This window comes from Ciceribacter ferrooxidans, from assembly GCF_004137355.1.
GTDB classification, from domain to species: Bacteria; Pseudomonadota; Alphaproteobacteria; order Rhizobiales; family Rhizobiaceae; genus Allorhizobium; species Allorhizobium ferrooxidans.
In genome coordinates this window covers 1-24,658 of the sequence record NZ_SDVB01000425.1, presented here as the reverse complement: position 1 = coordinate 24,658, position 24,658 = coordinate 1, and the positions used below count along the sequence as shown (strand labels likewise).

Sequence of the window (24,658 nt, the reverse complement as noted above, 5' to 3'; positions counted from 1 at the left end):
CGGGACCGACAGGGAGGTTAGAATGAACCAACAGACCGCGACCAAGGGCGATGTGGACCTGAAGACGGGGCAGCCGCGCACGCGCCGTATGCCGCCCGAGGCGAATATCTTCCTCGTGCTGATCGGCATCGCGCTCGTGTTCGAACTGCTCGGCTGGCTGTTCGTCGGCCAGAGCTTCCTGATGAATCCGCAGCGCCTGACCATCATGATCCTGCAGGTATCGGTGATCGGCATCATCTCCGTCGGCGTGACGCAGGTCATCATCACCGGCGGCATCGATCTGTCGTCGGGCTCCGTCGTCGGCATGACGGCGATGTTCACCGCGAGCCTTGCCCAGGCATCGACCTGGTCGCGGGCGCTCTATCCGAACCTCACCGACCTGCCCTTCTTCATTCCGATCGGCGCCGGCATCCTGATCGGCCTCCTCGCCGGCTTCATCAACGGACAACTGATCGCAAGGACGAAGATCCCGCCCTTCATCGCCACCCTCGGCATGATGGTGACGGCGCGCGGCATTTCGAAGTGGTACACCAAGGGCCAGCCGGTTTCGGGCCTCACCGACCAGTTCAACTTCATCGGTACGGGTGTCTGGCCGGTGATCGTCTTCCTCGTCGTCGCGCTGATCTTCCACATCGCGCTGCGCTACACCCGCTACGGCAAGTTCACCTATGCGATCGGCGCCAACGTGCAGGCCGCCCGCGTCTCCGGTATCAACGTCGAAAAGCACCTGATCAAGGTCTATGCGATCGCCGGCATGCTGGCGGGTCTCGCGGGCGTCGTCACCGCGGCACGCGCCCAGACCGCGCAGGCCGGCATGGGCGTGATGTACGAGCTCGACGCGATCGCGGCGGCCGTCATCGGCGGCACCTCGCTCTCGGGCGGCGCCGGCCGCATCACCGGAACGGTGATCGGCACGATCATCCTCGGGGTGATGACCTCCGGCTTCACCTTCCTGCGCGTCGACGCCTATTACCAGGAAATCATCAAGGGCATGATCATCGTTGCCGCCGTCGTCGCCGACGTTTATCGCCAGAAGAAGCGTAAGGTCTGACGCTCTCCTCCCCGTCAGACCGACTGGCGGCGCCCCGGCGCCGCCTTTTGTTTTTGCGTGCGTTTGGCAGAGGTCGACGTTTGACGGACATCAATGCGCGAAGGTAGGAACCGTCGTCTATTTTTGATAGAGCTAATAGAAGGAATGTGCAGGACACGGGGTCGGGTGTCGATCCGGCCCGGAGGCGGCGATGGAAGGGCATGGGCAGAAGACCGGGCCGGCCCGCATGTGGGAGCTCTTCCCGCATGACGCGGATGTCGGCGTGCGCGGCTTCGGCACGACCCCGGCAGACGCCTTCGAACAGGCCGCCCTTGCGCTGACGGCGGCGGTGACAGACGAACCGGTCGAAGCCAGAACCTCGGTTGAGGTCGAATGCAGGGCGCCGGCCCTCGACCTGCTCTTGGTGGAGTGGCTCAACGCCGTCATCTACGAAATGGCGGTCCGTCGAATGCTCTTCAGCCGCTTCGAGGTCAGGATCGACGGAGACCTCCTGAACGGCACGCTCTGGGGCGAACCGGTTGACGTGCTGCGGCATGCGCCGGCGGCGGAACCCAAGGGGGCGACCTATGGCGAGTTACAGGTGGAACAGGCCGCTGACGGCAGCTGGTCCGCCGCCTGCATTGTCGACGTCTGAGGGAGGTGGCAATGGATCCGGCACGTTTCACCCAAGTTGACCCGTTCACATGGCGCATCGAGCCGACGGGCGCCATGCGCGTTCCGGCGATCATCTATGCCGACGAGGCGCTGATCCAGGGGATGGACGAGAAGGTCCATCTGCAAGCCTCCAACGTCGCATCGCTGCCGGGCATCGTCGGAGCCTCCTACGCCATGCCGGATGCCCATTGGGGCTACGGCTTCCCGATCGGCGGGGTCGCCGCCTTCGACGCCGATCACGGCGGCATCGTTTCGGCGGGCGGCGTCGGGTTCGATATCTCCTGCGGCGTGCGCACCATGCTGACCGGCATTCCCGTCGAAGACCTGAAACGGGTCGCGCATGGCCTTGCCCAGGCGCTCTACCGCGACATCCCGGCCGGTGTCGGCAGTGAAAGCACGATCAGCCTCGACGACATCGAGATGGACGACATGCTGCGGGGCGGTGCGCGCTGGGCGGTCGACAGGGGCTGGGGCGAGGAACGCGATCTCGAACGTATCGAGGAAAACGGCCGCATGGCCGGCGCGCGGCCGGAATTCGTCTCCAACCGTGCCAAGGAACGACAGCGCCGCGAGATGGGAACGCTGGGCTCCGGCAACCACTATCTCGAAGTGCAGGCGATCGACGAGATCTACGACCCGGAAGCGGCACGCATCTTCGGACTGCAGGTCGGTGAGGTCGTCGTCACGATCCATTGCGGTTCGCGCGGCCTCGGTCATCAGATCGGCAGCGACTTCCTGCTCGAAATGGTCGGCGCGGCGAAGGAGGCCGGCATTATCCTGCCGGACAAGGAGCTCGCCTGCGCGCCGATCAACTCCGACGCGGGTCGGCGCTACATCGGGGCCATGCGCGCCGGCATCAACTGCGCGCTCGCCAATCGCGAGATCCTCGGCCATTTCACGCGGCGGATTTTCCGGCACTTCTTCCCCGGCAACGAACTCATGCTGCTTTTCGACGTGTCGCACAACACCTGCAAGGTGGAAGAGCACGAGGTCGACGGCAGGCTCCGCAGCCTGCATGTCCACCGCAAGGGGGCGACACGCGCCCTCGGCCCGGGCCATCCCGATCTGCCCGATGCGCTGAAGGCGGTGGGTCAGCCGGTGCTGATCGGCGGCAGCATGGGGACCAATTCCTACGTGCTGGCCGGCCTTGCGACGAGCGAGGAGAAGTCCTTCTCCTCCGCCTGCCATGGTGCCGGTCGGGCCTTGTCGCGCCATGCGGCGGCCAAACAGTGGGGTGGCCGCCAGGTGGTCGAAGAACTGGCCCGCCGCGGCATCATCATTTGCAGCCCGTCGATGCGCGGGGTCGCGGAAGAAGCGCCCGGCGCCTACAAGGACGTGGGCGCCGTGGTGGTGGCCGCCGAGAAGGCGGGACTTGCCCGCCGGGTGGCGAAGCTTTCCCCGCTCGTCTGCATCAAGGGGTGAACCTGCGCTCGAGGATGTCTTTCTGCTGCGGCCGTCAGACGGCGACCCATCGCCGCTCGGCGAAGGAGCGTGCCATGGCATGGACGGACTGCTCGATCCTCAGCCCGTCCTCGAAGTCGATGACATGGGCCTTGTCGCCGCCGATCGCGGCGATCAGTTCGCGGCATTCGATCACCTTCAAATCGTTGAAGCCGAGGCCGTGGCCGGGCGCGGGAATGAAGCGGTCGTAGGGCGGATGGTGGGGTGCGGCGAGCACTGTGCGGAACCCCTGCTCCTCCGCCCGGCCGCCCGCCTCGTAGATCTGGAACTCGTTCATCCGTTCCTGGTCGAAGAGGATCGTGCCCGCCGAGCCGAAGATCTGAAGGGCTATGCGCCCCTTGCGGCCCCAGGCGGAACGGTTCGCCATCAGAACCGCCGAGATGCCGCCCTCGAGCGTCATCAGGACGCTTGCGACGTCGTGGTTCTCCACCGCCCGGTTTCCGCCCTCCTTCAGGGGCCGCTCCGCATAGGGTTTCACGAGATCGGCGACGACCGTCCCGACATGGCCGAAGAGCGTGAAGAGCAGCGAAAGCGGATGGACGGCGAAATCGTCGAGGGCGCCGTAGCCGGAGGCGGCCTCGCTCTTCCAGTAGAAGGGCACGAAGGGATCGGCCATGAAATCCTCATCCATCTCGACGCGGACGTGGTTGACGGTGCCGATCGCGCCCTCGTCGATCAGCCGGCGAATATGGCGGATCATCGGGTTCTGGATGTAGTTGTAGCCCATGACGGCGGTGCGGCCGCTCCTCGCCGCCGCGTCCTTCATGCGGACCGCGTCGGCATAGGCGGGCGCCATCGGCTTCTCGCACCAGACATGCTTGCCGGCGTCGAGGGCGGCGATCGCCATTTCCGGGTGGAAGGCGTTGGGCGTCGTCACCGAGATCACGTCGATTTCCGGATTGGCAAGCAGGTCGCGCCAGTTGCCGGTCGCGGTCTCGAACCCGAACTCGGCGGCCTTTTTCGCGGCAAGCTCGGCGTTCACCTCGGCGAGCGCGACCAGCCGCGGCCGGGCCACGTCGCCGAAGACGCTCGCGACATTGTTCCACGCGAGCGCGTGGCATTTGCCCATGTAACCGGTGCCGATGAGACCGATTCCGAGACCTCTCATGCCTTCCTCCCAGAAGCAGGATTTCAGTGAATGCAAGTCAGGCTTGCGGGTTGTCCCGCCTGAAGATCCAGTCGTGGTCCGGATGGTTCTTGAACCGCCACTTGCGGAGCGGTCCCGCCATGACGTTCAGGTAATACATCTCGTAGCCATAGGGCGAACCGCAAGGGTGGTGCCCCTTCGGCACCAGGACGACATCGCCGTCGGAGACCGCCATCGTTTCGTCGAGCGAGCCGTCCTCGGTGAAGACGCGCTGGAAGCCGAAGCCCTGGGCCGGGTTCAGGCGGTGATAATAGGTCTCCTCGAGATAGGTCATCTCGGGATAGTTGTCCTCGTCGTGCCGGTGCGGCGGATAGGACGACCAGTTGCCGGACGGCGTAAAGACCTCGGTGACGAGCAGGCTGTCGGCGACGTCCCGATCTTCCATGGCGATCGGATAGATATAGCGGGTGTTCGTGCCCTTGCCGCGTTCGGTGAGCGCGATGCCTTCCGGCCCGATCACCTGTGCCGCGCGGCCCGGCATGGCGGGTGCGGTGCAGACGGCGAGCGTGCAGTCCGTCGTCGCGGTCGCCGACCAGTCGCTGCCGGCCGGCACGTAGACGCAATGCGGTGGCTTGCGTTCAAAGACGTTCATGCGATCGCCGAGTTCGCCGAAATCCTTGCTGCCGCCCGAAATCTCCGCCTTGCCCTCGACGAGGACGAGGATCACTTCCGTCTCGCCGGTCTTCTCGGCTGCCTTTTCGCCGGGCTTCAGGCGATAGAGCCCGAAACCGACATAGCCCCAGCCCGCACTTTCCGGCGTGATGTCGTGAACCTTGCCGCTCGTGCCCTGCGGCTTGCGCAGAAGATCGCTCATGCCTCGTCTCCCTTGTCGGTTTCCCGGCTTTCGGCAGGCTTTTCGTCAGTCGACGGGGCCTTTGCGTCCGGCGACAGGAACAGCTGCCAGCCGGCATAGCCGGCCGCGGCCAGAAAGATGATCGCCCAGCCCGTCGCTCCGTTCGACCATTCGACCACGGCCCAGATCGCCGGAAGGACGACCGTCAGGATGCGCAGCCAGAGCGGCCGGAAGAAGGGATGCTGCGGGTCGAGAAATTTCACGCCGTCTCCTTGTCCAGGCCGGCGTCCTTCGCCATGGCCTTCAGCGATTTCAGTCCGAGGCTCTGGTATTCGAAGGGATTGCGGACGTCCGGGTCCTGCTCGGCTTCGATGACCAGCCATCCGTCGTAACCATGCTCGGCCGCAATCCGCAAGACCGGCGGGAAGTCGACGCCGCCTTCGGCATCGCCCGGGACGGTGAAGACGCCGCGGCGCACGCCTTCGAGAAAGGAGAGGTTCTCGTCACGGACCGCTTTCGCAACGACCGGACGGACGTTCTTCGCGTGGATGTGGCCGACGCGGTGCATGTACTTCTTCGCGACCCGTTCCGGGTTGCCGCCGCCGAACAGGCAGTGACCGGTGTCGAGGAGGAGATGGGCGTGCGGCCCGGTGTTCTCCATCAGCCGGTCGATCTCTTCCTCGCTCTCGACGATCGTCCCCATGTGATGGTGGTAGACGAGGGTGATGCCCAGCCCCGCGGCATATTCCGCGAGTGCCTCGACCCCGGAGCCGAAGGTCTTCCAGTCGGCGTCGGAGAGCTTCGGCCGGGCATTGACGGCCACCGCGTCATTGCCGTGGATGGCGTTCGAGGTCTCGCAGACGATGATGACCTTAGAGCCCATCGCCTTCAGAAGGTCGAGCGCCGGCTGCATCGCCGCCTTTTCGTCCTCGACAGAGTTGGTCAGCAGGTTCAGCGAATGCCAGCCGGAGACGAAGCGCAGACCGCGCGGCTCGAGCACCGCCTTGAGACCTGCCGGGTCCGTCGGGAACTTGTGGCCTTTCTCGATGCCGTCGAAGCCGATCTTCGCCGTCTCGTCCAGGCACTGGTCGAGGCTGATATGGGCGCCGAGCGTGCGGTCGTCGTCGTTCGACCATGCGATCGGATTGGTTCCGTAGAGGATCATGTCTAGCGTCTTTCCTTCAGCGCTGCTTCATAACGGGTGCGGGCTTCGTTGACTTCCCGGCGGGCGGAGACTTCGGGGACCGCGACGTCCCACCAGAAGCCGCCGGCCTCCGGCGTGGGATAGGGATCGGTATCGATCACGATGACGGTCGGCGCCGTGGCCTCGCGCGCGGCCTCCAGCGCTTCTTCGAGCTCGGCGATCGACGAGACCTTGCGGGCGTCGGCGCCCATCGACGCCGCGTGCGCGGCAAAATCGATGGCGATCGGGTTTACGTTGGTATGCGCATAGAGATTGTTGAACTCCGCGCCGCCGGTTCCCATCTGCAGCCGGTTGATGCAGCCGTAGCCGCGATTGTCGGTGATCACGACGGTGATCTTGACCCCCATCGCGACGGCGGTCGCCAGCTCCGAATTCATCATCATGTAGGAGCCGTCGCCGACCATGACGACGACGTCGCGGTCCGGTTCGGCCATCTTGATGCCGAGGCCGCCTGCAATCTCGTAGCCCATGCAGGAGAAGCCGTATTCCATGTGATAGGAGAGCGGCAGCTTCGCTTTCCACAGCTGGTGCAGTTCGCCCGGCATGGTGCCGGCCGCGCACATGACGACCGTGTTGTCGCGCGAGGCGCGCTGGACGGCGCCGATCACCTGCATGTCCGTCGGCAGCGCATTGCCGTCCTTCGGCGCGGCGGTGACGGCATCCGCCCTGGCGAACCAGGCGTTCTTGAGGTCGGTGTCGGGTGCGGGGAAAACCGTGTCGCCGAGTGCCGCCGACAGGCGTTCGAGCCCGACCTTCGCGTCCGCGGTCAGTGCGATCGCGTCATGCTTGGCGCTGTCGTAGGGCTGGACGTTGAGGGCGAGGATCTTGCGCGCCGGGTTCTTGAAGAGCGCCCAGGAGCCGGTGGTGAAGTCCTGGAAGCGCGTGCCGACGCCGAAGACGAGATCGGCATTCTCGGCGACGATGTTGGCGCAGCCCGTTCCGGTCACGCCGACGGCACCGAAATTGAGGGGGTGGTCCCAGGCGAGCACAGACTTGCCGGCCTGCGTCTCGACGACGGGGATGCCGTGCTTTTCCGAGAAGGCCTTCAGCGTTTCCGTCGCGCCGGAGAAGTGCACGCCGCCGCCGGCGACGATGACCGGGTTTTTCGCCGCCTTCAGCGCCGCGATCGCCGCTTCGAATTCCGCCGCATCCGGTTCCGGGCGACGCTGGCGCCAGACCCGCTTTTCGAAGAAGCTTTCGGGATAGTCATAGGCTTCTGCCTGGACGTCCTGACAGAAGGCGAGCGTCACCGGGCCGCAATCGGCCGGATCGGTCATCGTGCGCATCGCGCGCGGCAGGGCGGTCAGCAATTGTTCCGGCCGGGTGATGCGATCGAAATAGCGGCTCACCGGCTTGAAGCAGTCGTTGACCGACATCGTGCCGTCGCCGAAATCCTCGAGCTGCTGGAGAACCGGATCGGGACCGCGATTGGCGAAGACGTCGCCTGGGATCAAGAGGACCGGCAGCCGGTTGACGTGGGCGAGCGCCGCGGCCGTCACCATGTTCGCCGCACCCGGTCCGATCGAGGAGGTGACCGCCATCGCGCGACGGCGACGAAGTTGCTTCGAATAGGCGATCGCCGCATGGGCCATCGACTGCTCGTTCTGGCCGCGATAGGTCGGAAGCTGGTCGCGGACCCCGTAGAGCGCTTCCCCGATGCCGGCGACGTTGCCGTGGCCGAAGATCGCCCACACACCGGCGATATAGGTCTCGCCATGCTCGTTCATCTGATTGGCGAGGTAGCGCACCATAGCCTGTGCGGCCGTCAGTCTCACCGTTTTCATGCCTTTCCTCCCTTGGCGCGCGCCTTGTCCCAGACCGCGCAAAGACTGCTGTAACGTCCCGCCATCTCCTCGACCGCTTCGGCGTCGGTGATCGCGCCGGAAAGCCAGTTGCGGGCGGCATCGCCGAAGATCGTACGCCCGACGGCAAAACCCTTGACCAGATCGAAGCCGGCGGCAAGCGCGAAGCTCTCCTCCAGCTCGGCGGCCGGAGCATCGAGCCCAAGCACCACGATGCCGCGGGCATAGGGGTCGTTGCGCCGCACCGCCTCGCAGGCATTGGCCCAGGAGGCTTCGGTCTTCATCGGCTCCAGCTTCCACCAGTCGGGATAGATGCCGATCTCATAGAAGCGATCGATGATCTTGGCGACCGTATCGTCATCCGTCGGGCCGACCTTGGAGGGGATGACCTCGAGCAGCATTTCGAGCCGGTTGCGTCGGGCCGCGGCGAAGAGCCTTGCCACCGTCTCTTCCTGGTTCGCCCTGAGCTCCGGTGGGTCGTCGGGATGGTAGAAACAGAGCACCTTGACGACGTGCTCGACCGGCCATTCGCAAAGGCCGCCGAAATCGGGACCGATCTCCGGCTCCAGCGTCAGGGGCCGGGAGCCCGGCCATTCGACGGGGCGGCCGATCCAGAGGCCAGAGCCGGCGGCGCGGTAGAGCGTGTCGCGACCGAGCCGGCCGTCGCAGAGAATGCCGTAGCCGCTGCCGCCTCCCGCAACCTGCTGAGCCGCCTTCAGGCAGAGTTCCTTGAAGGCGCCGATGCGTTCCGGCGCCGCACTCGCTTCTTCGGCCATGGCTTCGAGCTGCATGCGGTGGTCGAAGGCGAAGACGCGCATGACCGGCCAGTCCGTCTTGCGGTTCGTCGACCAGTGCACCTGCTCGAGGGCGGCATCCTTGCGCAGCGCTTTGTTGCGGATGCCCTGCTCGAAGAAATACTGGAGTTCCTCCCAGCTCGGATAGGCCGGCGTGCAGCCGTGGCGGGAGACGGCGAAGGCGCCGCAGGCATTGGCGTATTTGAGGCTCGTCGGCCAGTCCTCGCCGGTCAGCCAGCCCTTCAGGAGGCCCGACATGAAGCCGTCGCCGGCGCCGAGCACGTTGAAGACCTCGATCGGGAAGCCGGGCCCCTTCTGGCCGGCGTCGAGACTGTCGGGAATCTCGCCCTCGAAAACCACCGCCCCCATCGGGCCGCGCTTGCAGACGAGCGTCGCCGGCGTGATGCGACGCACGGCCCGCAGAGCCTCCAGTGTGTCGGTCGAGCCGCCGGCGATATGGAATTCCTCTTCCGTGCCGACGATCAGGTCGAAGAGCGGCAGCGTCGACTGCAGCTTGGCGGTGACGGCTCCCGATTCGATGTAGCGGCTCTCGCCGGCGCCGTGGCCGGCAAGGCCCCACAGGTTCGGCCGGTAGTCGATATCGATCGCGGTCCTCGCGCCGTTCTCGCGTGCGAGCCCGAGCGCCTTGAGGACCGCCTTCTCGGTGTTCGGATGGGAGAGATGCGTGCCGGTCGCGCAGACGCAGCGCGCGTCGGCGATGAAGGCCGGGTCGACGTCGTCCTCGCAAAGCGCCATGTCGGCGCAGTTCTCGCGGTAGAAGATCAGCGGAAACTGGTCCTGGTCGCGGATGCCGAGGATGACGAGCGCCGTGAGACGCTCGGGATCGGTCTTCACGCCGCGCACGTCGACGCCTTCGCGGACCAGTTGCTCGCGGATGAAGCGGCCCATGTGCTCGTCGCCGACGCGGGTCAGAAGCGCCGACTTGAGGCCGAGCCTTGCCGTACCGGCGGCGATGTTGGTCGGCGAGCCACCGATATACTTGTTGAAGGAGGCCATGTCCTCGAGCCGGCCGCCGACCTGCACCCCGTAGAGATCGACCGACGAACGGCCGATCGTGATCAGATCGAGTGATGTCAAAAGCCTGCCTCCCTGTTTGCAGGCGATGCGGATCGCCTGTCGTTCTCGCAGCGCTCCCCGCCAGTCCGCTGCCTTACAGGTTTTGAACTTTATATTCCATTTTTGGAAATTTCAACACAGATATTCAATTTTCTTGCCGAGCCGTTCCAACCGCGACCGAGAGCGTGATGGCAAGGCAGAGCGTGGCCGAAAGCGAGCGGAAGGCGCCGAAGTCGACTTCGGAGACGAGCAGGGTCTGGGCATTGAATTTCCGCAGTGGGCTGACGATAGTGTCGGTGATCGCCACCACCGGAATGCCCCGCGCCGAAACCGCTTCGACAATGTCTAGCGTTTCGGCGGAATAAGGTGCGAAGGTCACGGCGAGCAGGGCGTCGCCAGGGCGGACCGCGTGGCGGTTGTCGAGTTTGCCGACGGCGCTGTGGAGCATGGCCGGGACGCCCATCTTCTCGAAGGCATAGGCCATGTAGCTCGCGACCGGGAAGGAGCGGCGCATGCCGATGATATGAACCATCTCGGCGGCGGCGAGCGTCTTCACCGCCTCTTCGAGGGCCACAGGATCGACCGTCTTCAGCAGGCCTTCGAGCGAGGTGCGGCCCGCCTCGACGAATTCGGCGAGCAGCGCCGAGGGGCTGCCTTCGGCCTTCTCACGCAGGTGGTGAAGCCTGGTCGAATAGTCCGGCCAGCCGCCGACATAGGACTCGCGGAAGAGCTTCTGCATCTCGGAGAAGCCGGAAAAGCCGAGGATCTGGCAGAAGCGCATGAAGGCCGACGGCTGCACGCCGGCGCCTTCTGCCATCTCGGCAACCGTCGAAACGGCGATGCGGTCCTTGTTGGAGGCGACGTAATCGGCACATTGCCGCAACCGCTTCGGCAATTTTTCGGAGACCTGCAGGAGCCTCTCCTCGAAGCCCTTGATGCTCGTCGGCGCGCCGATCTCTGCCATCGTCATCCTTCCCATAAGCCTATTGACATAAACGATGTCGCAATCTAGCAAAATGGAACGTATATTCCAAATGAAGATTTCGGCGGCACCCGAACGCCCCGGAATCTCTCCGCAGGTCAGCGATGCCGCCCGCCTATAGGACGCGGCGCAGGGAGGAAAGCAAGATGGTAACGAGACTGGCGCTTCTTGGCGCGGGACGAATCGGCAAGGTGCACGCAAAGGCGATCGCCGAGGACAAGCGGGCGAAGCTGGTGGCTGTCGCCGATGCCTTCCCCGAAGCGGCGAATGCCATCGCCTCCGCTGCCGGCTGCGCCGTCAGGACGATCGACGAGATCGAGGCCGACAAGGACATCGACGCGGTCGTCATCTGCACGCCGACGAACACCCATGCCGACCTCATCGAGCGCTTCGCGAAGGCCGGCAAGGCGATCTTCTGCGAAAAGCCGATCGATCTCGACGTCGCCCGCGCCCGGGCATGCCTCGAAACCGTGCGGCAGACCGGCGCCAAGGTGATGCTCGGCTTCAACCGCCGCTTCGACCCGCATTTCCAGGCGGTGCGCCGGGAGATCGACGCCGGCACGATCGGCAAGGTCGAGATGGTGACGATCACCAGCCGCGATCCGGGCGCCCCGCCGGCCGAATACATCAAGGTGTCTGGCGGCATCTTCCGCGACATGACGATCCACGACTTCGACATGGCCCGCTTCCTGCTCGGCGAAGAGATCGAGACGGTGGTCGCGACCGGCTCGGTCCTGGTCGATCCGAAGATCGGCGAACTCGGCGACTACGACAGCGCCTCGCTGATCCTGACCACGAAGAGCGGCCGCCAGGCGGTCATCTCCAATTCCCGCCGCGCATCCTACGGTTACGACCAGCGCATCGAGGTTCACGGCTCGCTCGGCGCCGTCTCGGCGGAGAACCAGCGTCCGGTGTCGATCGAGGTCGCGACCAAGGACGGCTATACCCGCCCGCCGCTGCACGACTTCTTCATGACCCGCTACACGGCTGCCTATGCGGCGGAAATCTCCGCCTTCATCGACAGCCTCGAAAAGGGCACCGCCCCCTCGCCGTCGGCCGAAGACGGGCTGATCGCGCTGGCGCTCGCCGACGCGGCGCTGAAGTCGGCGAAAGAAAACAAGGTGGTGCGCGTCGAGCTCTGACGCGGGTTCTTGCCGACATACGATAGATGATGCCGGCGCCCTGCCGGCATCTTCCTTTCAGAGACAAGCTCAGTGTACCGGTCGGGTGAAGAGGTTCGTCCAGCCGGCGATGAAGCGTTCGCGCTGCGCCTTGTCCTGCGCGGCGAGAAGCGCCGGTCCTATGCGGATCGGCCGCCCGATGCCCGATTCCATCAGGGCGGGCGGCCCTTCGACGCCATCGGGCAAAGGCCCCTTCTCGGAAAAGAAGAAGGCCTTGTCGCGGGCAACGCGCTGGCCCCGGCCGGACAGCAGATAGTCGAGGAAGCGGGCGGCAAGATCAGGACGGGCAGACTTCTGCGGGATCATCACGCCGCGCGACAGCACCAGCGCGTAGTCACGCGGCACGACGATCCGGAGGTTCGGGTTCTGCAGATAGGCCGCATAGGCATAGGACCCGAGAATGTTGTAGGCAATGCGGATCCTGCCGCTCGCGATTTCGCCGAGCACCTCGTTGTTGCAGCAGCGGGTGACGGCCTCCGCACGACTGAAGCTCTCCAGCAGGCGACCGTAGACGGTCGGCGCCTGACGGGCGTCGTTGACGGCGAGAAGATAGCCGATGCCGGAGGCCTGCACATCGTAGGTGCCGATACGGCCGCGATAGAGATCCGGCTTGCGCCGCAGGAGGTCGGAGAGCTCTTCGTGGGTGTGCGGGACATCCTCCGTCGGCACGCGTGAGCTGTCGTAAACGATGACCGCAGGCTCGAAGGTGAAACCGTAAACTTCCTCCCGCCAGTTCGCCCAGTCGGGAGCCTGCGCCGTCACGAAGGAGCGGTGCGGCCGGGCGCAGCCGTCATTGGCAAGCTTGACCAGCTGGTCGACCGACGAGGAAAGCCAGAGGTCACCGTGGACGCGTCCGTCGCGGCAGGCCTCTTCCGCCTCGCGGAACAGGTCGTTCGTCACATAATCGGTGAATTCGACGGTGACCTCCGGCATCGTCTCCTGGAAATCGAGGATCAGCGGGCGGATCGCGTTGAGGTCGGTTGCGCCATGGATGACGAGCTTCGCCCATTCGCCATTGGGTGCGGGAAAGACGGCGCGCTCGCCTTCGATGGCGAAGGCCGCGGCATTCGGGAGGCAGGCGAGGATTGCGGCCATGAAGGCGGCGGCGAAACGGTTCATGACTTCCCCTGGCCGCGCAGCGGCAATTTCAACACCACGGTGAAACCGTGCTCCTCGTTCCGCGACCGGAAGGTGAGCTCGCCGCCGAGGGCTGCGGCCACCTCCGAGGAAATGGCAAAGCCGAGACCTGCACTCCCCTCGCCCGATTTCGAGGTGACGAACCGCTGCGTCACCTGACCCCAGTCCGCTTCCGGAATGCCGGGACCGTCGTCCTCGACCTCGACCAGCCCGAAGTCCGGCGTATGGACCACCCGCACCTCGAGCCGCGAGACCGTGCCGTGGCGAAGCGAGTTGTCGATCACGTTGACGATCGCTTCCCGCAGGCTGAGTTCGTCTCCGAGTACCACGACATCCTCGTCCGGCGCCTCGAAGGAGACGACGATATCGGGATCGATCGTGATCGGGATGGCGGCCCGGAACGCCTTGCGCGCCACCCGCGTCAGGTCGAGCGGCACGAGCTGGGCGGAATCGAACCGATGAATGACCATCGCGTGGTTCAAGAGCTGGTTGGTGAAGCGGGCGAGCTCACCGGCGCGGTCGCGGACCCGCTCGAGATGCCGGCGGTCGCTTTCGGGCAGGTTGCTCTCGTCGATCAGGCTGACCTGCGCCGAAAGCGCGGTGAGCGGCGTGCGGATCTGGTGGGCACTGTCGGCGATGAACCGCTGGAGGAGCTTCACGCGCTCGTCGAGCCGCCGCACGAAGTGGTTGATCGAAGAGACGAACGGCGAGAGCTCCCGCGGCACGTCGACGGTGAGCGGCGTCAGGTCCTGAGGATCGCGGGCGACGAGGGTCTCGCCGAGTGCGGAAACCGGCCGCAGCGAATAGCGGATCGCGAGCGCCGTACCGGCGAGCGCAAGCCCGCTCATTGCCGCCACGAGTGCGAGCGCGCGCGCGCTGAGCTCGGAGGCGAGCGCCCGGCGTGCCTGGATCGTCTGGGCGATCACGACGTGCGCCCAGCCAGAGGTGGTGGGATCGGAAATCGCCTTGCCCGCCACGATGACCCGCAACGGCTCGCCGCGATAGCGCATGTTGAGGAGGACCGGACCGGGCCTCGTGCGTGACAAATCGACATCTGGGGTCAGGTCCTCGTAGCCGGTCATCGTCTGCCCGCCGGGGTCGATCACCCGGTAGAAGATGCGATCGCGACCGGCGAGCCCGAGCAGCTCGAAGGCGGACGACGGCAGGTTGACGACGAGCTTGCCGTCCTCGACGGTCAGCCCTTCGAGCATCTGCAGGGCGGCGCCCTGCAGGAGACGGTCGTAGGCCTCATCCGCGGCGGCTCGCACATAGAGCCAGGCCGCGCTCATCAGGATCGCCGCGCCGACCGCCAGAACGATCGCGACGCGCAGGAGAAGACGGGAGAAGAGCGAGGATTCAGGCCTGTACATCGGCAACCAGTTGATAACCGAGGCCGCGGACCGTGACGATCCGCGCCTGGGCACCTTCGAGCTTCTTGCGCAGCCGACCGACGTAAAGCTCGATCGCGTTGGGGCCGGCCGGCTCGTCGAAGCCGAAGAGCTGGTCGAGAAGCTGGTCCTTGCTGAAGACCCGCCCCGGCCGCGTCGCCAGGATTTCGAGCAGCGTCATCTCCCGGCGCTTCAGCTGCACCTCCCGCTTGCCGACGCGCACGCTTCTGTTGGCACGATCGAGTACGATGTCGCCGCAGGCGATGATGTTGGTCGCCTCGCCGCCGCCGCGCCGGCGCATCAGCACGCGGGCGCGCGCCTCGAGTTCGCGGAAGTCGAAGGGCTTGACGAGATAGTCGTCGGCGCCGAGGTCGAGTGCACTCACCCGGTCGTCGATCTCCGAGCGCGCCGTCAGCACCAGGACGGGAACGGCGTTGCGGCTCTGGCGCAACCGCTTCAGAATCGCGAACCCGTCCAGGCCCGGCAGCATCACGTCGAGGATGACCAGGTCGTATTCGGTGAAATCGAGGATGTCGGACGCGGCCCGCCCGTCGGTCTCCCAGTCGACCGTATGCCCGATCGTCTCGAAGCGACGGACAATCGCTTCACCGACATCGTGAGTATCTTCCACCAGCAGAATGCGCATGAGTTGAGCGTGGCACGGATGGCCCCGGCGATCAAGCACGGGGTTGCGCGGCCACATGCCTAACGCTTCTTAACGCCCGTGACAGCATTGTGACAGGTTTGCGTCCTAAAACAGACTTGCCTGATCCGGGAGAGAGTGTCGGACAGGCGTGGGGAGGAGCACTCAAAAGATCGACTGCCGAATGCGACTGTGGCGGAGCCACGTCGCGGCGACGCCCTTTGGGCGGGCCGGCCAAAGGCAAATGGTCTCTCTTCCCCGATCATGGAGCCCCTTCTTCACGCGACGAGGGACGCGCCGCAAGACGAACCGCGCAAGACGGTCCCGAGAGACAAGAACGGGATCGCCGGGCGCCGAAGATCACATGGGAGAGAGATGATGATCCGTTTTCTGACCAAGACCCTGGCGGGAGCCGCGCTGGTGACGCTCGCCGCCGGTACGGCCGCTTTCGCCGAACCGGCGAAGCCGGAATGCCTCGCCGGCGCCAAGCCGGGCGGCGGTTTCGACCTCACCTGCCGGCTGGCCGCCAATGCGCTGCTCGAAACCAAAGAGATTTCCACACCGATGGCCGTGACCTACATGGAAGGTGGCGTCGGTGCGGTCGCCTACAACCACGTGATCGGCAAGCGCGGGACCGACGGCAACCTGATCACCGCCGCGTCCTCCGGTTCGGCATTGCTCATCGCGCAGGGCAAGTTCGGCAAGTATGACGAAAACGCCGTCCGCTGGCTCGGCGCGCTGGGCGCCGACTACGGCGTCCTCGTCGTCTCCGCCGAGTCCCCGTACAAGACGCTCGGCGAACTCGTCGAAGCCTACAAGGCCGACCCGAACAGCTTCGCCATCGGCGGCGGCGGTGCCGTCGGCTCGCAGGACTGGATGAAGGGTTCGCTGCTCGCCAAGGCTGCCGGCCAGGAGCCGAAGAGCATGCGCTACGTCGCGCTCGAAGGCGGCGGTGCGGTTCTGACGGCGCTCGAAGGCGGCCACATCAAGGTCGGCTCCGGTGACGCCGCCGAAATGGGCAAGCACCATGTCGCCGGCAAGGTCCGTATCCTCGCCGTCATGGCGCCGGAACGCTTGTCCGGCGAGCTCTCCGGCGTCCCGACTGCCCGCGAACAGGGCTTCGATATCGACTGGCCGGTCTGGCGTGGCTACTATGTCGGCAAGGACGTTTCCGATGCCGATTACGACTGGTGGGTCTCCGCCTTCGAAAAGATGAGCAAGACGCCGGAATTCGCCAAGGAGCGCGAGGCCCGCGGCCTGTTCGAATTCACCCTGCTCGGCAAGGATTTCGACAAGCGTGTGAAGGACGACGTCGCCCGCTTCAAGATCCTCGCCAAGGAAGCCGGCATGTAATTGCCGCCTGAACCCGCACGACGGGACCTTCCGGGAGACATCCCGGAAGGTCGGTTCCGGGCCGCATCCCGGTCGCCGCACGAGCCTCGCGCTCGACATGCCCGCGACCCCGGAGGTCCCGCCCGTGCCGCGCAGCAGAGCCGTCGCCCGCATATGCTGACCGCTCGTGCAAAGTTCCCTCTCGAAGGGTGGAGACCAGACCATGTCAGACCATAGCAGAACATCCCTCCTCACCGGACGCATCGGTGCGATCTGCGTGCTCGCCTTCGCCGTCGTCTACGGCATCGGCGCGAGCCGCATCGACTATTCCTTCTCCTCCGATCCGCTCGGCCCGAGAGTCGTGCCCCTGATGCTTGCCGGCATCCTCGGCGTGCTCGCGCTCTTCTACATGCGTTCGCCGGGAAGTGCCGAGGGCTTTCCCTCCGGTGCGCTGCTGCTGCGCGTACTGGCCGTACCCGTGATCCTGATCGCCTGCGTTGCGGTCTTCGAACCCGCAGGCTTTGCCGCCTCGATCTTCCTCCTGACCTTCGGCACCGGCCTGATCTTCGGCGCTCCACCGGTAAAGGCCCTGATCGGCGCGGCCGGTCACGCTGCACTCTGGTGGGTCATCTTCGCCTGGTTGCTCGAGGTCTACCTGCCGGTCGGCGCCCTCTTCAGCTGAACCGACGGCACCACGGAACACATCTCCCCTAACCGGGAAAGGTCATAGTCATGAACTTCGAATATCTCGCCCACGGCTTCGCCGTCGCGCTGACCTGGCAGAACCTGCTGATCGGCTTCGTCGGCTGCTTCATCGGCACCATGGTCGGTGCGCTGCCCGCCATCGGCCCGATCAACGGCATCGCGCTCCTGCTGCCGATCGCCTACACCATGGGGCTGCCGCCCGAAAGCACGATGATCCTGCTGGCCGCCGTCTATTGCGGTGCCGAGTACGGCGGCCGCATCTCCTCGATCCTCCTCAACGTCCCCGGCGACGCCGGCGCCGTGATGACGGCGATGGACGGCTACCCGATGGCCAAGCAGGGCCGCGCCGGCGAGGCGCTGGCACTTTCCGGCCTCTCCTCCTTCGTCGGCGGCATTCTCGGCTCGATCGGGCTTGCCCTTTTCGCACCCCTCCTTTCCGGCCTTGCTATCGGCTTCGGTCCGGCGGAATATTTCGTTCTGATGGTCTTCGCCTTCGCCACCCTCGGCTCTATGGTCGGCGACCAGCCTGTCAAGACGCTGATCGGCTGCACCCTCGGCCTGATGCTCGCGACTGTCGGCATCGACGCGACCTCCGGCGCCTACCGCTTCACCTTCGACGAGCCGGAACTCGGCGACGGCATCGAGTTCGTCGTGCTGGTCATCGGTCTCTTCTCGATCTCCGAAGCCCTCATCATCCTCGAACACCAGGGCCGCGGATTCACCATGATCCGCGATCTCGGCCGGATGACCGCCCGCTGGGCCGACATCGTCAAGTGCACCGGCGCAACGCTCAGAAGCTCGCTCATCGGCTTCATCGTCGGCGTCCTGCCGGGAACCGGCGCCTCGGTGTCGAGTGCAATCTCCTATACCACCGAAAAGCGCTTTTCCGACACCGAAGGAACCTTCGGCAAGGGTGACGTCCGCGGGCTTGCGGCCCCGGAAGCGGCCAACAATGCGACCGCCTGCGGCGCCTTCGTTCCGATGCTCACCCTCGGTGTTCCCGGTTCAGGCACCACCGCCGTCATGCTCGGTGCGCTGATGCTCTACAATATCCAGCCGGGTCCGATGCTGCTCGTCGAACGACCGGAGATCGTCGGCGGTCTCGTCGCCTCGCTCTTCGTCGGCAACTTCATCCTGCTTGCCCTCAACCTGCCGCTCGTCAACATCTTCGCCCGCGTGCTGACGGTGCCGAACTGGCTGCTCGTTCCCGGCATCCTCGTGCTGTCGATCGTCGGCGTCTATTCGACCCACGCCTCGGTCTTCTCGATCTTCCTGATGCTCGGCATCGGCCTGATCGGCTGGCTGCTGCGCAAGGCGGGCTTCGACATGGCGCCGCTGATCCTGGGCTTCGTGCTCGGCCGCGTGATGGAAGTGAACCTTCGCAACGCACTGGCGATCAGCGGCGGCGATCCGTCGATCCTCTTCCAGAGCACAATCTCGATCGTCCTCTGGGTCATGGCCGCCGCGGTCGCGATCCTTCCGTGGTATCTGTCACGCCGCGCCAAAAGGCGGATCAAGCAGGCGGCACTCACCGCCTGACCCTCGACGAAGGCTCCCGAGAGAGCGCCGCGCCGATCGCTTGCTTCAAGCGTCGGCGCGGCGCGCGCGTTTTCTCCGGCCCCGCTACCCGCCTGCCCGCTCCGCATCTCCGCCAAAAACGCCCGATATGTCGGACTTGGCTTGCCTATTTGCCCCAAATTCCCTAGGACCCCAGCTAGCGCGGTGGATCGTTCTTCCCATCGGGCGCCGTCACGGCGCCTGCACGGACGAGGCTTCGAAGGACCGCACCCGTTTTCACCAGAGAGGCGTGGCAAACCTTGATCCAGACTCCGTACTACCTGATCGACAAGACGAAGCTCCTCCGCAACATGGAGAAGATTGCGTATCTGCGCGAGACATCCGGTGCGAAGGCTCTTCTGGCGCTCAAGTGCTTCGCGACCTGGTCGGTGTTCGACCTCATGCGGGACTACATGGACGGCACCACCTCGTCATCGCTCAACGAAGCGCGCCTCGGCCATGAGCGTTTCGGCAAGGAGACGCACGCCTATTCCGTCGCCTATGCCGACTACGAAATCGACGAAGTCGTTTCCCACGCCGACAAGATCATCTTCAACACGATCGGCCAGTTGCGGCGCTTCGAGAAGCCGTCGGCCGGCATCATCCGCGGGCTTCGCCTCAATCCCGGCGTCTCCTCTTCTTCCTTCGATCTCGCCGACCCGGCCCGTCCCTTCTCGCGGCTGGGTGAATGGGACCTCGCCAAGGTCGAGCCGGTCATGGACCTCATCTCCGGCTTCATGATCCACAACAACTGCGAGAACAAAGATTTCGACCTCTTCGACCGGATGCTCGGCGACATCGAAGAGAAGTTCGGTCCGCTGCTGAAGAAGGCCGACTGGGTGAGCCTCGGCGGCGGCATTCATTTCACCGGCGAGGACTATCCGATCGACCGTTTCGCCGAACGGCTGAAGCGCTTTTCCGGCGAGTACGACGTCCAGGTCTACCTGGAGCCCGGCGAAGCCTCCATCACGAAATCGACCACGCTCGAAGTGACCGTGCTCGACAAGCTCTACAACGGCAAGGACCTAGTCGTGGTGGATTCGTCCATCGAAGCGCACATGCTGGATCTTCTGATCTATCGTGAAAGCGCAAAGGTCTCCCCCAACCAGGGACCACATCGGTACATGGTCTGCGGCAAGTCGTGCCTCGCCGGCGATATTTTCGGCGAGTTCGATTTCCCGGACGAACTGAAGGTCGGTGACCGGATTTCGATCCAGGACGCAGCCGGTTACACGATGGTCAAGAAGAACTGGTTTAACGGCGTGAAAATGCCGGCAATCGCCATCCGGGAACTGGATGGCAGCATCAGAACGGTCCGCGAGTTTTCCTACACGGACTACGAACAAAGCCTGTCCTGAACTCCCTCAGGAACGGGTTCTGACGATTGGACATAGGAGTTGGTCCCATTATGAAGAAGAACGTGCTCATCATCGGCGCCGGCGGCGTCGCCCAGGTGGTCGCGCACAAATGCGCCCAGAACAACGACGTGCTCGGCGACATCCACATTGCCTCGCGCACCAAGGCGAAGTGCGACGCGATCATCGCCTCGGTTCACGAGAAGAAGGCGATGAAACAGCCGGGCGTTCTGGAAGCCCATGCGCTCGACGCGCTCGATATCGAGGCCACCAGGGCGCTCATCCGCTCGACCAAGTCCGAGATCGTCATCAATGTCGGCACGGCCTTCCTCAACATGTCGGTTCTGCGCGCCTGCATGGACACCGGTGTGGCCTATATCGACACTGCGATCCACGAAGAGCCGAACAAGATCTGCGAAACCCCGCCGTGGTACGGGAACTACGAGTGGAAGCGCGCGGACGAGTGCAAGGAAAAGGGCGTCACCGCCATCCTCGGCGCCGGCTTCGATCCGGGCGTCGTCAACGCCTATGCGCGGCTCGCCAAGGACGAGTATCTCGACAAGGTGACCGATGTCGACATCGTCGACATCAATGCCGGCAGCCACGGCAAGTATTTCGCCACCAACTTCGACCCGGAAATCAACTTCCGTGAGTTCACCGGCGTCGTCTATTCCTGGCAGGGCGGCGAATGGAAGGTCAACAAGATGTTCGAGATCGGCAAGGACTACGACCTGCCGGTCGTCGGCACGCGCCGCGCCTATCTCTGCGGCCATGACGAGGTGCACTCGCTGGCGAAGAACATGGACGGCGCCGACGTTCGCTTCTGGATGGGCTTCGGTGACCACTATATCAACGTCTTCACCGTGCTGAAGTCGATCGGCCTCCTCTCCGAACAGCCGGTCAAGCTCGCCGACGGTTCCGAGGTCGTCCCGCTGAAGGTGGTCAAGGCCTGCCTTCCCGACCCGGCCTCGCTCGCAGCCGACTACGAAGGCAAGACCTGCATCGGCGACTATGTGAAGGGCTTCAAGGACGGCAAGGAAAAGACCGTCTTCATCTACAACGTCGCCGACCACAAGGAAGCCTATAACGAAGTGGGCTCGCAGGGCATCAGCTACACCGCGGGCGTCCCGCCCGTCGCCGCCGCGATGCTGGTTGCGACCGGCGAATGGGACGTGAAGCAGATGGCGAACGTCGAAGAACTGCCGCCCAAGCCCTTCATCAACCTCCTGAACAAGATCGGCCTGCCGACGCGGATTCAGGACGAGGATGGTGATAGGGCCGTGGAGTTCTGAGCCGATTGAGGGCTTGAGGCTTGAGGCTTGAGGGAATGACGACCCCGCCGGAGAAATTCGGCGGGGTTTTCAGTCTCCACCGGTTGGCGCGCGAGAGGTTTCTTTCTTCCACAACGTCAAGAGCGCGTATCCGGAGCTTGCCTGCCGACACTTGCGCGAGCAAGTGAACTTGTTCCCACTATGAGCGTAGGTGAATGATTCGCGTCGATTTCAATCGTGTAGAGGCGTACTGGGCAGATTCAACCGGTCGCCGCAACACCCCCAACATGGAGGTGTTTATCGTGACGGGAAGACGGAAATCGGAGCGGTCAACGCGGCAGAAATTATCCTCGCCAGGGGGCGACCACCGGTATGGCAGCGTGAGAACCTGTGCCGGTTCTGGCGAGAAATAGCGGCAGGCTTGTCCAGCGAGGATGCCGCTGTGGAAGCCGGCGTCTCTGCCCCCGTTGGGAACCGGTGGTTTCGGAGTTCAGGCGGTATGCCTCCCACACATCTTTCACCCTCGGCAATACCACTCAGGAATCGCAGCCTGACGTTCCGCGAGCGAGAAGAAATTGCTTTGGAAAGCGCCCGAGGTACAGGAATCCGTGCTATCGCACGTAAACTGGGAAGATCACCGAGCACAATCTCGCGCGAGATTAGGCGCAATTCAGCGACACGCGGCGGCGACTTCGACTATCGTGCGATCACTGCACAGTGGCATGCTGATCGATCGGCTCGACGGCCGAAGGTGGCGAAACTTGCAGCTAATATTGCCCTTCGTGACTACGTCCAGGACCGACTCGCGGGCCTCATTGCCACACCCGACGGCATCGCCTTCGATGGCCCGATCGTGGTATGGAAAGGACGCCGGGCCGTTCATCGGCAAAGCCGACGCTGGTCCAAAGCCTGGAGCCCGGAACAGATTGCGCGGCGTCTGAGACTGGACTTCCCCGAGGACGCGACCATGCGCATCAGCCACGAAGCCATCTATCAGGCGCTATATATTCAAGGTCGGGGCGCTCTGAAGCGTGAACTATCGGCCTGCTTGCGTTCCGGTCGAGCGCTTAGGTTGCCTCGCGAACGGGCTCGTAGCCGTGGTAAGTCCTTTCTTGGTGATGCACTGATGATCAGCGACCGTCCCGCGGAGATAGGCGATAGAGCGGTGCCCGGTCACTGGGAAGGTGATCTCATCCTCGGTCTCGGCAGCTCCGCGATCGGCACTCTGGTCGAACGCACGACACGATTCACAATGCTCCTGCACCTGCCACGCATGGAAGGTCACGGAATCAAAAAATCCGTCAAGAACGGTCCTGCACTCGCTGGACACGGCGCTGAAGCGGTTCGTGATGCGATCGCTGAGACGATCATGGAACTTCCGGCGCATCTACGCCGATCCCTGACCTGGGACCAGGGCACAGAAATGTCTCAGCACGCACAGCTTAGGATCGACACTGGCCTGGATATCTACTTCTGTGACCCTCAATGCCCGTGGCAGCGCGGAAGCAACGAAAACACCAACGGTTTGCTACGTCAGTACTTTCCCAAGGGTACAGATCTGAGCCAGCACGGAGCCGATGAACTCAGCGCTGTGGCGCATGCCCTTAATAGCAGGCCTCGCAGGACGCTGGGTTATCGCACACCAGCAGAAGCGCTCGACGGCCTGCTTAAACCGGATATGATCGAAGGTGTTGCGGCGACCGGTTGAATCTGCCCTGATAGGGCCAGACCCGTGGGTTTCCGCCGAGCAGGTGGCGCATCACCTTGGGTCGCAAGAGACACGATGCACCGCTGGCGTGAACGACGGAGTTTGCCTGCCCATCGCGTGGGACGCCTGTGGAAATTTTAAATTTCTGAGGTGATGAGTTGGTCAGCATGGCCGAGACGGAGGAGAGATCAATCTGGCCGAAGTCAGTACCTCTCTGGTCGAGATCGACAGGTGGCCACCTGCAGCTTTCAGGATAGCGTCCGGCAAGATGGTGTAATTTCGGGTGTGGAACCGGGCCGTCATGATCAGGCGGCTTTCGGTGTAATTTGAAGTGGTTTTTCCTCCTCGATTGTCGGTGTGTTCAGTTCGGCCAAAGCCTATGAACATCTGATCCTCAGCGGACAAACGGAACAGGCGAAACCTGGCTCGCCTGCGCTATCGGACGACAGGCCGCGCGTCTCGACTATTCCGTTCTCTATGTCCGTATGCCCAGGCTCTTCGAGGATCTGGCGCTCGCCCGTCTTGACGGCCACTTCCCGCGACTGGTCGAGAAGCTCGCCCGTGTCCAACTGCTGATCCTCGACGATTGGGGCACTCATGCCCCTCCGATCAGCAGAGGCTTGATCTCCTCGAAATCTTCGAAGTGCGCTAACGCAGGAAATCGACCCTCATCACCGCGCAACTGCCGGTCGCTCGATGGCATGAGATGATCGGCGAGCCGACGATCGCCGACGCCATTCTAGATCGCATCATTCACAACGCCCATCGAGTTGCCCTCGAAGGCGACAGCATGCGAAAGCCAAAAGCACGGACGCTCTTGACCGCGACCCAAAACGACGAAATCAATAGCCGCTGACGTCAACCAGGCGGTCGAAAGTCGATCCCGTGATACCGTCCGGGAATTAATGAAACGGCTGGCCGCTACCGGCCTTATCACGCCGTACGGGCCGCACTCCTGGAGGAGATAGGGGCCGCAAGAGCAGCGATTGATGCACTCGAAGCGGCGCTTGACTGCTCACCCACAAGCCAAGAGGCCGACTATCTGGCACGGAAAATTGCGGGGCTCCGCAATAGACTGGCCCCTCCGACCGCATGATGCGGCGCGGAGGGGCTTCCAATGGAGAAAATCAGACCACCGCCATTTCGACCAGCAGTTCCATACCAGCGCCCCGACCCTTGCTCATGTTCTCCATCGCATTTTCAAAGTAGGTGATCTCCGCTGTACTTACGTCATGCGGCGTCCATTCGAGACGCATCTCGGTCTTGTTTGACACCTCCCTGAAGGTGACCACCGTCAGTAGGGTTTTTGGCCAACTCTGTCAGTACCGGAGCAATACTCCCCAATAGTGCCGTTTGAATCTTCCCCAGGTGCTGCGGCCGCCGGTCTTCCGGGGCGCGCCCCGGAAGACCGGCGGC

General features: G+C 64.1%; 22 protein-coding genes and 1 pseudogene. 12 read left to right on the top strand and 11 right to left on the bottom strand.

Going from position 1 to position 24,658, the window contains the following annotated elements; genetic code table 11:
* Positions 1–22 precede the first annotated feature (22 nt).
* From EUU22_RS24935 to EUU22_RS24925, 3 genes are all read left to right on the top strand, one after another.
* Complete coding sequence (locus EUU22_RS24935) at positions 23–1,051, top strand: ABC transporter permease (protein WP_129334652.1); 1,029 nt, start codon at positions 23–25, stop codon at positions 1,049–1,051.
* 190 nt (positions 1,052–1,241) lie between these two features.
* Positions 1,242–1,685 carry an archease gene (locus EUU22_RS24930; protein ID WP_205687977.1) on the top strand — a complete coding sequence of 148 codons (444 nt, stop codon included), beginning with the start codon at positions 1,242–1,244 and terminating at the stop codon, positions 1,683–1,685.
* An 11-nt stretch (positions 1,686–1,696) separates the two neighbouring features.
* On the top strand, positions 1,697–3,127 hold the full coding sequence (locus EUU22_RS24925) for an RtcB family protein (RefSeq protein WP_129334651.1): 1,431 nt from the start codon (positions 1,697–1,699) through the stop codon (positions 3,125–3,127).
* A gap of 34 nt (positions 3,128–3,161) precedes the next feature.
* On the opposite strand, the gene EUU22_RS24920 is transcribed toward EUU22_RS24925, so the two are convergent.
* The 7 genes from EUU22_RS24920 to EUU22_RS24890 form a co-directional block, all read right to left on the bottom strand.
* Positions 3,162–4,274, bottom strand: a complete 1,113-nt coding sequence (locus EUU22_RS24920) for a Gfo/Idh/MocA family protein (RefSeq protein ID WP_129334650.1) — start codon at positions 4,272–4,274, stop codon at positions 3,162–3,164.
* Between the two features lie 37 nt (positions 4,275–4,311).
* Complete coding sequence (gene iolB, locus EUU22_RS24915) at positions 4,312–5,127, bottom strand: 5-deoxy-glucuronate isomerase (protein ID WP_129334649.1); 816 nt, start codon at positions 5,125–5,127, stop codon at positions 4,312–4,314.
* Positions 5,124–5,369, bottom strand: coding sequence for a hypothetical protein (locus tag EUU22_RS24910; protein ID WP_129334648.1), 246 nt, complete (start codon positions 5,367–5,369; stop codon positions 5,124–5,126). The genes iolB and EUU22_RS24910 overlap by 4 nt, the downstream gene beginning before the upstream one ends.
* Positions 5,366–6,271: a myo-inosose-2 dehydratase gene (gene iolE, locus EUU22_RS24905; protein WP_129334647.1), complete on the bottom strand. Its 906-nt coding sequence runs from the start codon at positions 6,269–6,271 to the stop codon at positions 5,366–5,368. Before iolE ends, EUU22_RS24910 begins: the two co-directional genes overlap by 4 nt.
* A gap of 2 nt (positions 6,272–6,273) precedes the next feature.
* Positions 6,274–8,094: a 3D-(3,5/4)-trihydroxycyclohexane-1,2-dione acylhydrolase (decyclizing) gene (iolD, locus tag EUU22_RS24900; RefSeq protein WP_129334646.1), complete on the bottom strand. Its 1,821-nt coding sequence runs from the start codon at positions 8,092–8,094 to the stop codon at positions 6,274–6,276.
* The gene (locus EUU22_RS24895; protein WP_129334645.1) at positions 8,091–10,004 is read right to left on the bottom strand and encodes a bifunctional 5-dehydro-2-deoxygluconokinase/5-dehydro-2-deoxyphosphogluconate aldolase; all 1,914 of its coding nucleotides are present in this window, start codon (positions 10,002–10,004) and stop codon (positions 8,091–8,093) included. Before EUU22_RS24895 ends, iolD begins: the two co-directional genes overlap by 4 nt.
* Before the next feature lie 124 nt (positions 10,005–10,128).
* Positions 10,129–10,947, bottom strand: a complete 819-nt coding sequence (locus EUU22_RS24890) for a MurR/RpiR family transcriptional regulator (protein WP_129334677.1) — start codon at positions 10,945–10,947, stop codon at positions 10,129–10,131.
* 164 nt (positions 10,948–11,111) lie between these two features.
* On the opposite strand from EUU22_RS24890, the gene iolG reads away from it, so the two are divergent.
* The gene (iolG, locus tag EUU22_RS24885) at positions 11,112–12,107 is read left to right on the top strand and encodes an inositol 2-dehydrogenase (protein WP_129334644.1); all 996 of its coding nucleotides are present in this window, start codon (positions 11,112–11,114) and stop codon (positions 12,105–12,107) included.
* Between the two features lie 69 nt (positions 12,108–12,176).
* Here iolG and EUU22_RS24880 read toward each other — a convergent pair whose 3' ends face one another.
* Genes EUU22_RS24880 through EUU22_RS24870 form a run of 3 tightly spaced genes read right to left on the bottom strand, consistent with a single transcriptional unit; the run spans position 12,177 to position 15,317 of the window.
* Entirely contained in the window at positions 12,177–13,265 is a 1,089-nt protein-coding gene (locus tag EUU22_RS24880) for an ABC transporter substrate-binding protein (RefSeq protein WP_129334643.1), read from the bottom strand.
* Positions 13,262–14,653: a sensor histidine kinase gene (locus EUU22_RS24875; RefSeq protein ID WP_129334642.1), complete on the bottom strand. Its 1,392-nt coding sequence runs from the start codon at positions 14,651–14,653 to the stop codon at positions 13,262–13,264. Before EUU22_RS24875 ends, EUU22_RS24880 begins: the two co-directional genes overlap by 4 nt.
* Positions 14,640–15,317, bottom strand: coding sequence for a response regulator transcription factor (locus EUU22_RS24870; protein ID WP_129334641.1), 678 nt, complete (start codon positions 15,315–15,317; stop codon positions 14,640–14,642). Before EUU22_RS24870 ends, EUU22_RS24875 begins: the two co-directional genes overlap by 14 nt.
* A gap of 375 nt (positions 15,318–15,692) precedes the next feature.
* Here EUU22_RS24870 and EUU22_RS24865 point away from each other — a divergent pair, with 375 nt between their 5' ends.
* The 8 genes and pseudogenes from EUU22_RS24865 to EUU22_RS26015 all read left to right on the top strand — a co-directional run bounded on the left by EUU22_RS24865 (position 15,693) and on the right by EUU22_RS26015 (position 24,098).
* Positions 15,693–16,667, top strand: coding sequence for a Bug family tripartite tricarboxylate transporter substrate binding protein (locus EUU22_RS24865; RefSeq protein ID WP_129334640.1), 975 nt, complete (start codon positions 15,693–15,695; stop codon positions 16,665–16,667).
* Between the two features lie 202 nt (positions 16,668–16,869).
* The gene (locus EUU22_RS24860; RefSeq protein WP_129334639.1) at positions 16,870–17,328 is read left to right on the top strand and encodes a tripartite tricarboxylate transporter TctB family protein; all 459 of its coding nucleotides are present in this window, start codon (positions 16,870–16,872) and stop codon (positions 17,326–17,328) included.
* Positions 17,329–17,378: 50 nt separating this feature from the next.
* Positions 17,379–18,890: a tripartite tricarboxylate transporter permease gene (locus tag EUU22_RS24855; RefSeq protein ID WP_129334638.1), complete on the top strand. Its 1,512-nt coding sequence runs from the start codon at positions 17,379–17,381 to the stop codon at positions 18,888–18,890.
* 278 nt (positions 18,891–19,168) lie between these two features.
* A complete protein-coding gene (locus tag EUU22_RS24850; RefSeq protein ID WP_129334637.1) occupies positions 19,169–20,266 on the top strand; it encodes a carboxynorspermidine decarboxylase in 1,098 nt (365 codons plus the stop codon).
* A 50-nt stretch (positions 20,267–20,316) separates the two neighbouring features.
* Positions 20,317–21,555, top strand: coding sequence for a saccharopine dehydrogenase family protein (locus EUU22_RS24845; RefSeq protein WP_129334636.1), 1,239 nt, complete (start codon positions 20,317–20,319; stop codon positions 21,553–21,555).
* A gap of 281 nt (positions 21,556–21,836) precedes the next feature.
* Positions 21,837–23,242 (top strand): annotated as a pseudogene (locus EUU22_RS24840) (IS30 family transposase).
* Between the two features lie 437 nt (positions 23,243–23,679).
* Positions 23,680–23,952, top strand: coding sequence for an ATP-binding protein (locus tag EUU22_RS26020; RefSeq protein WP_280956517.1), 273 nt, complete (start codon positions 23,680–23,682; stop codon positions 23,950–23,952).
* Positions 23,949–24,098 carry an ATP-binding protein gene (locus tag EUU22_RS26015; RefSeq protein WP_280956516.1) on the top strand — a complete coding sequence of 50 codons (150 nt, stop codon included), beginning with the start codon at positions 23,949–23,951 and terminating at the stop codon, positions 24,096–24,098. The genes EUU22_RS26020 and EUU22_RS26015 overlap by 4 nt, the downstream gene beginning before the upstream one ends.
* 271 nt (positions 24,099–24,369) lie before the next feature.
* Here EUU22_RS26015 and EUU22_RS26010 read toward each other — a convergent pair whose 3' ends face one another.
* Positions 24,370–24,498: a hypothetical protein gene (locus EUU22_RS26010; RefSeq protein WP_280956515.1), complete on the bottom strand. Its 129-nt coding sequence runs from the start codon at positions 24,496–24,498 to the stop codon at positions 24,370–24,372.
* Positions 24,499–24,658 lie beyond the last annotated feature (160 nt).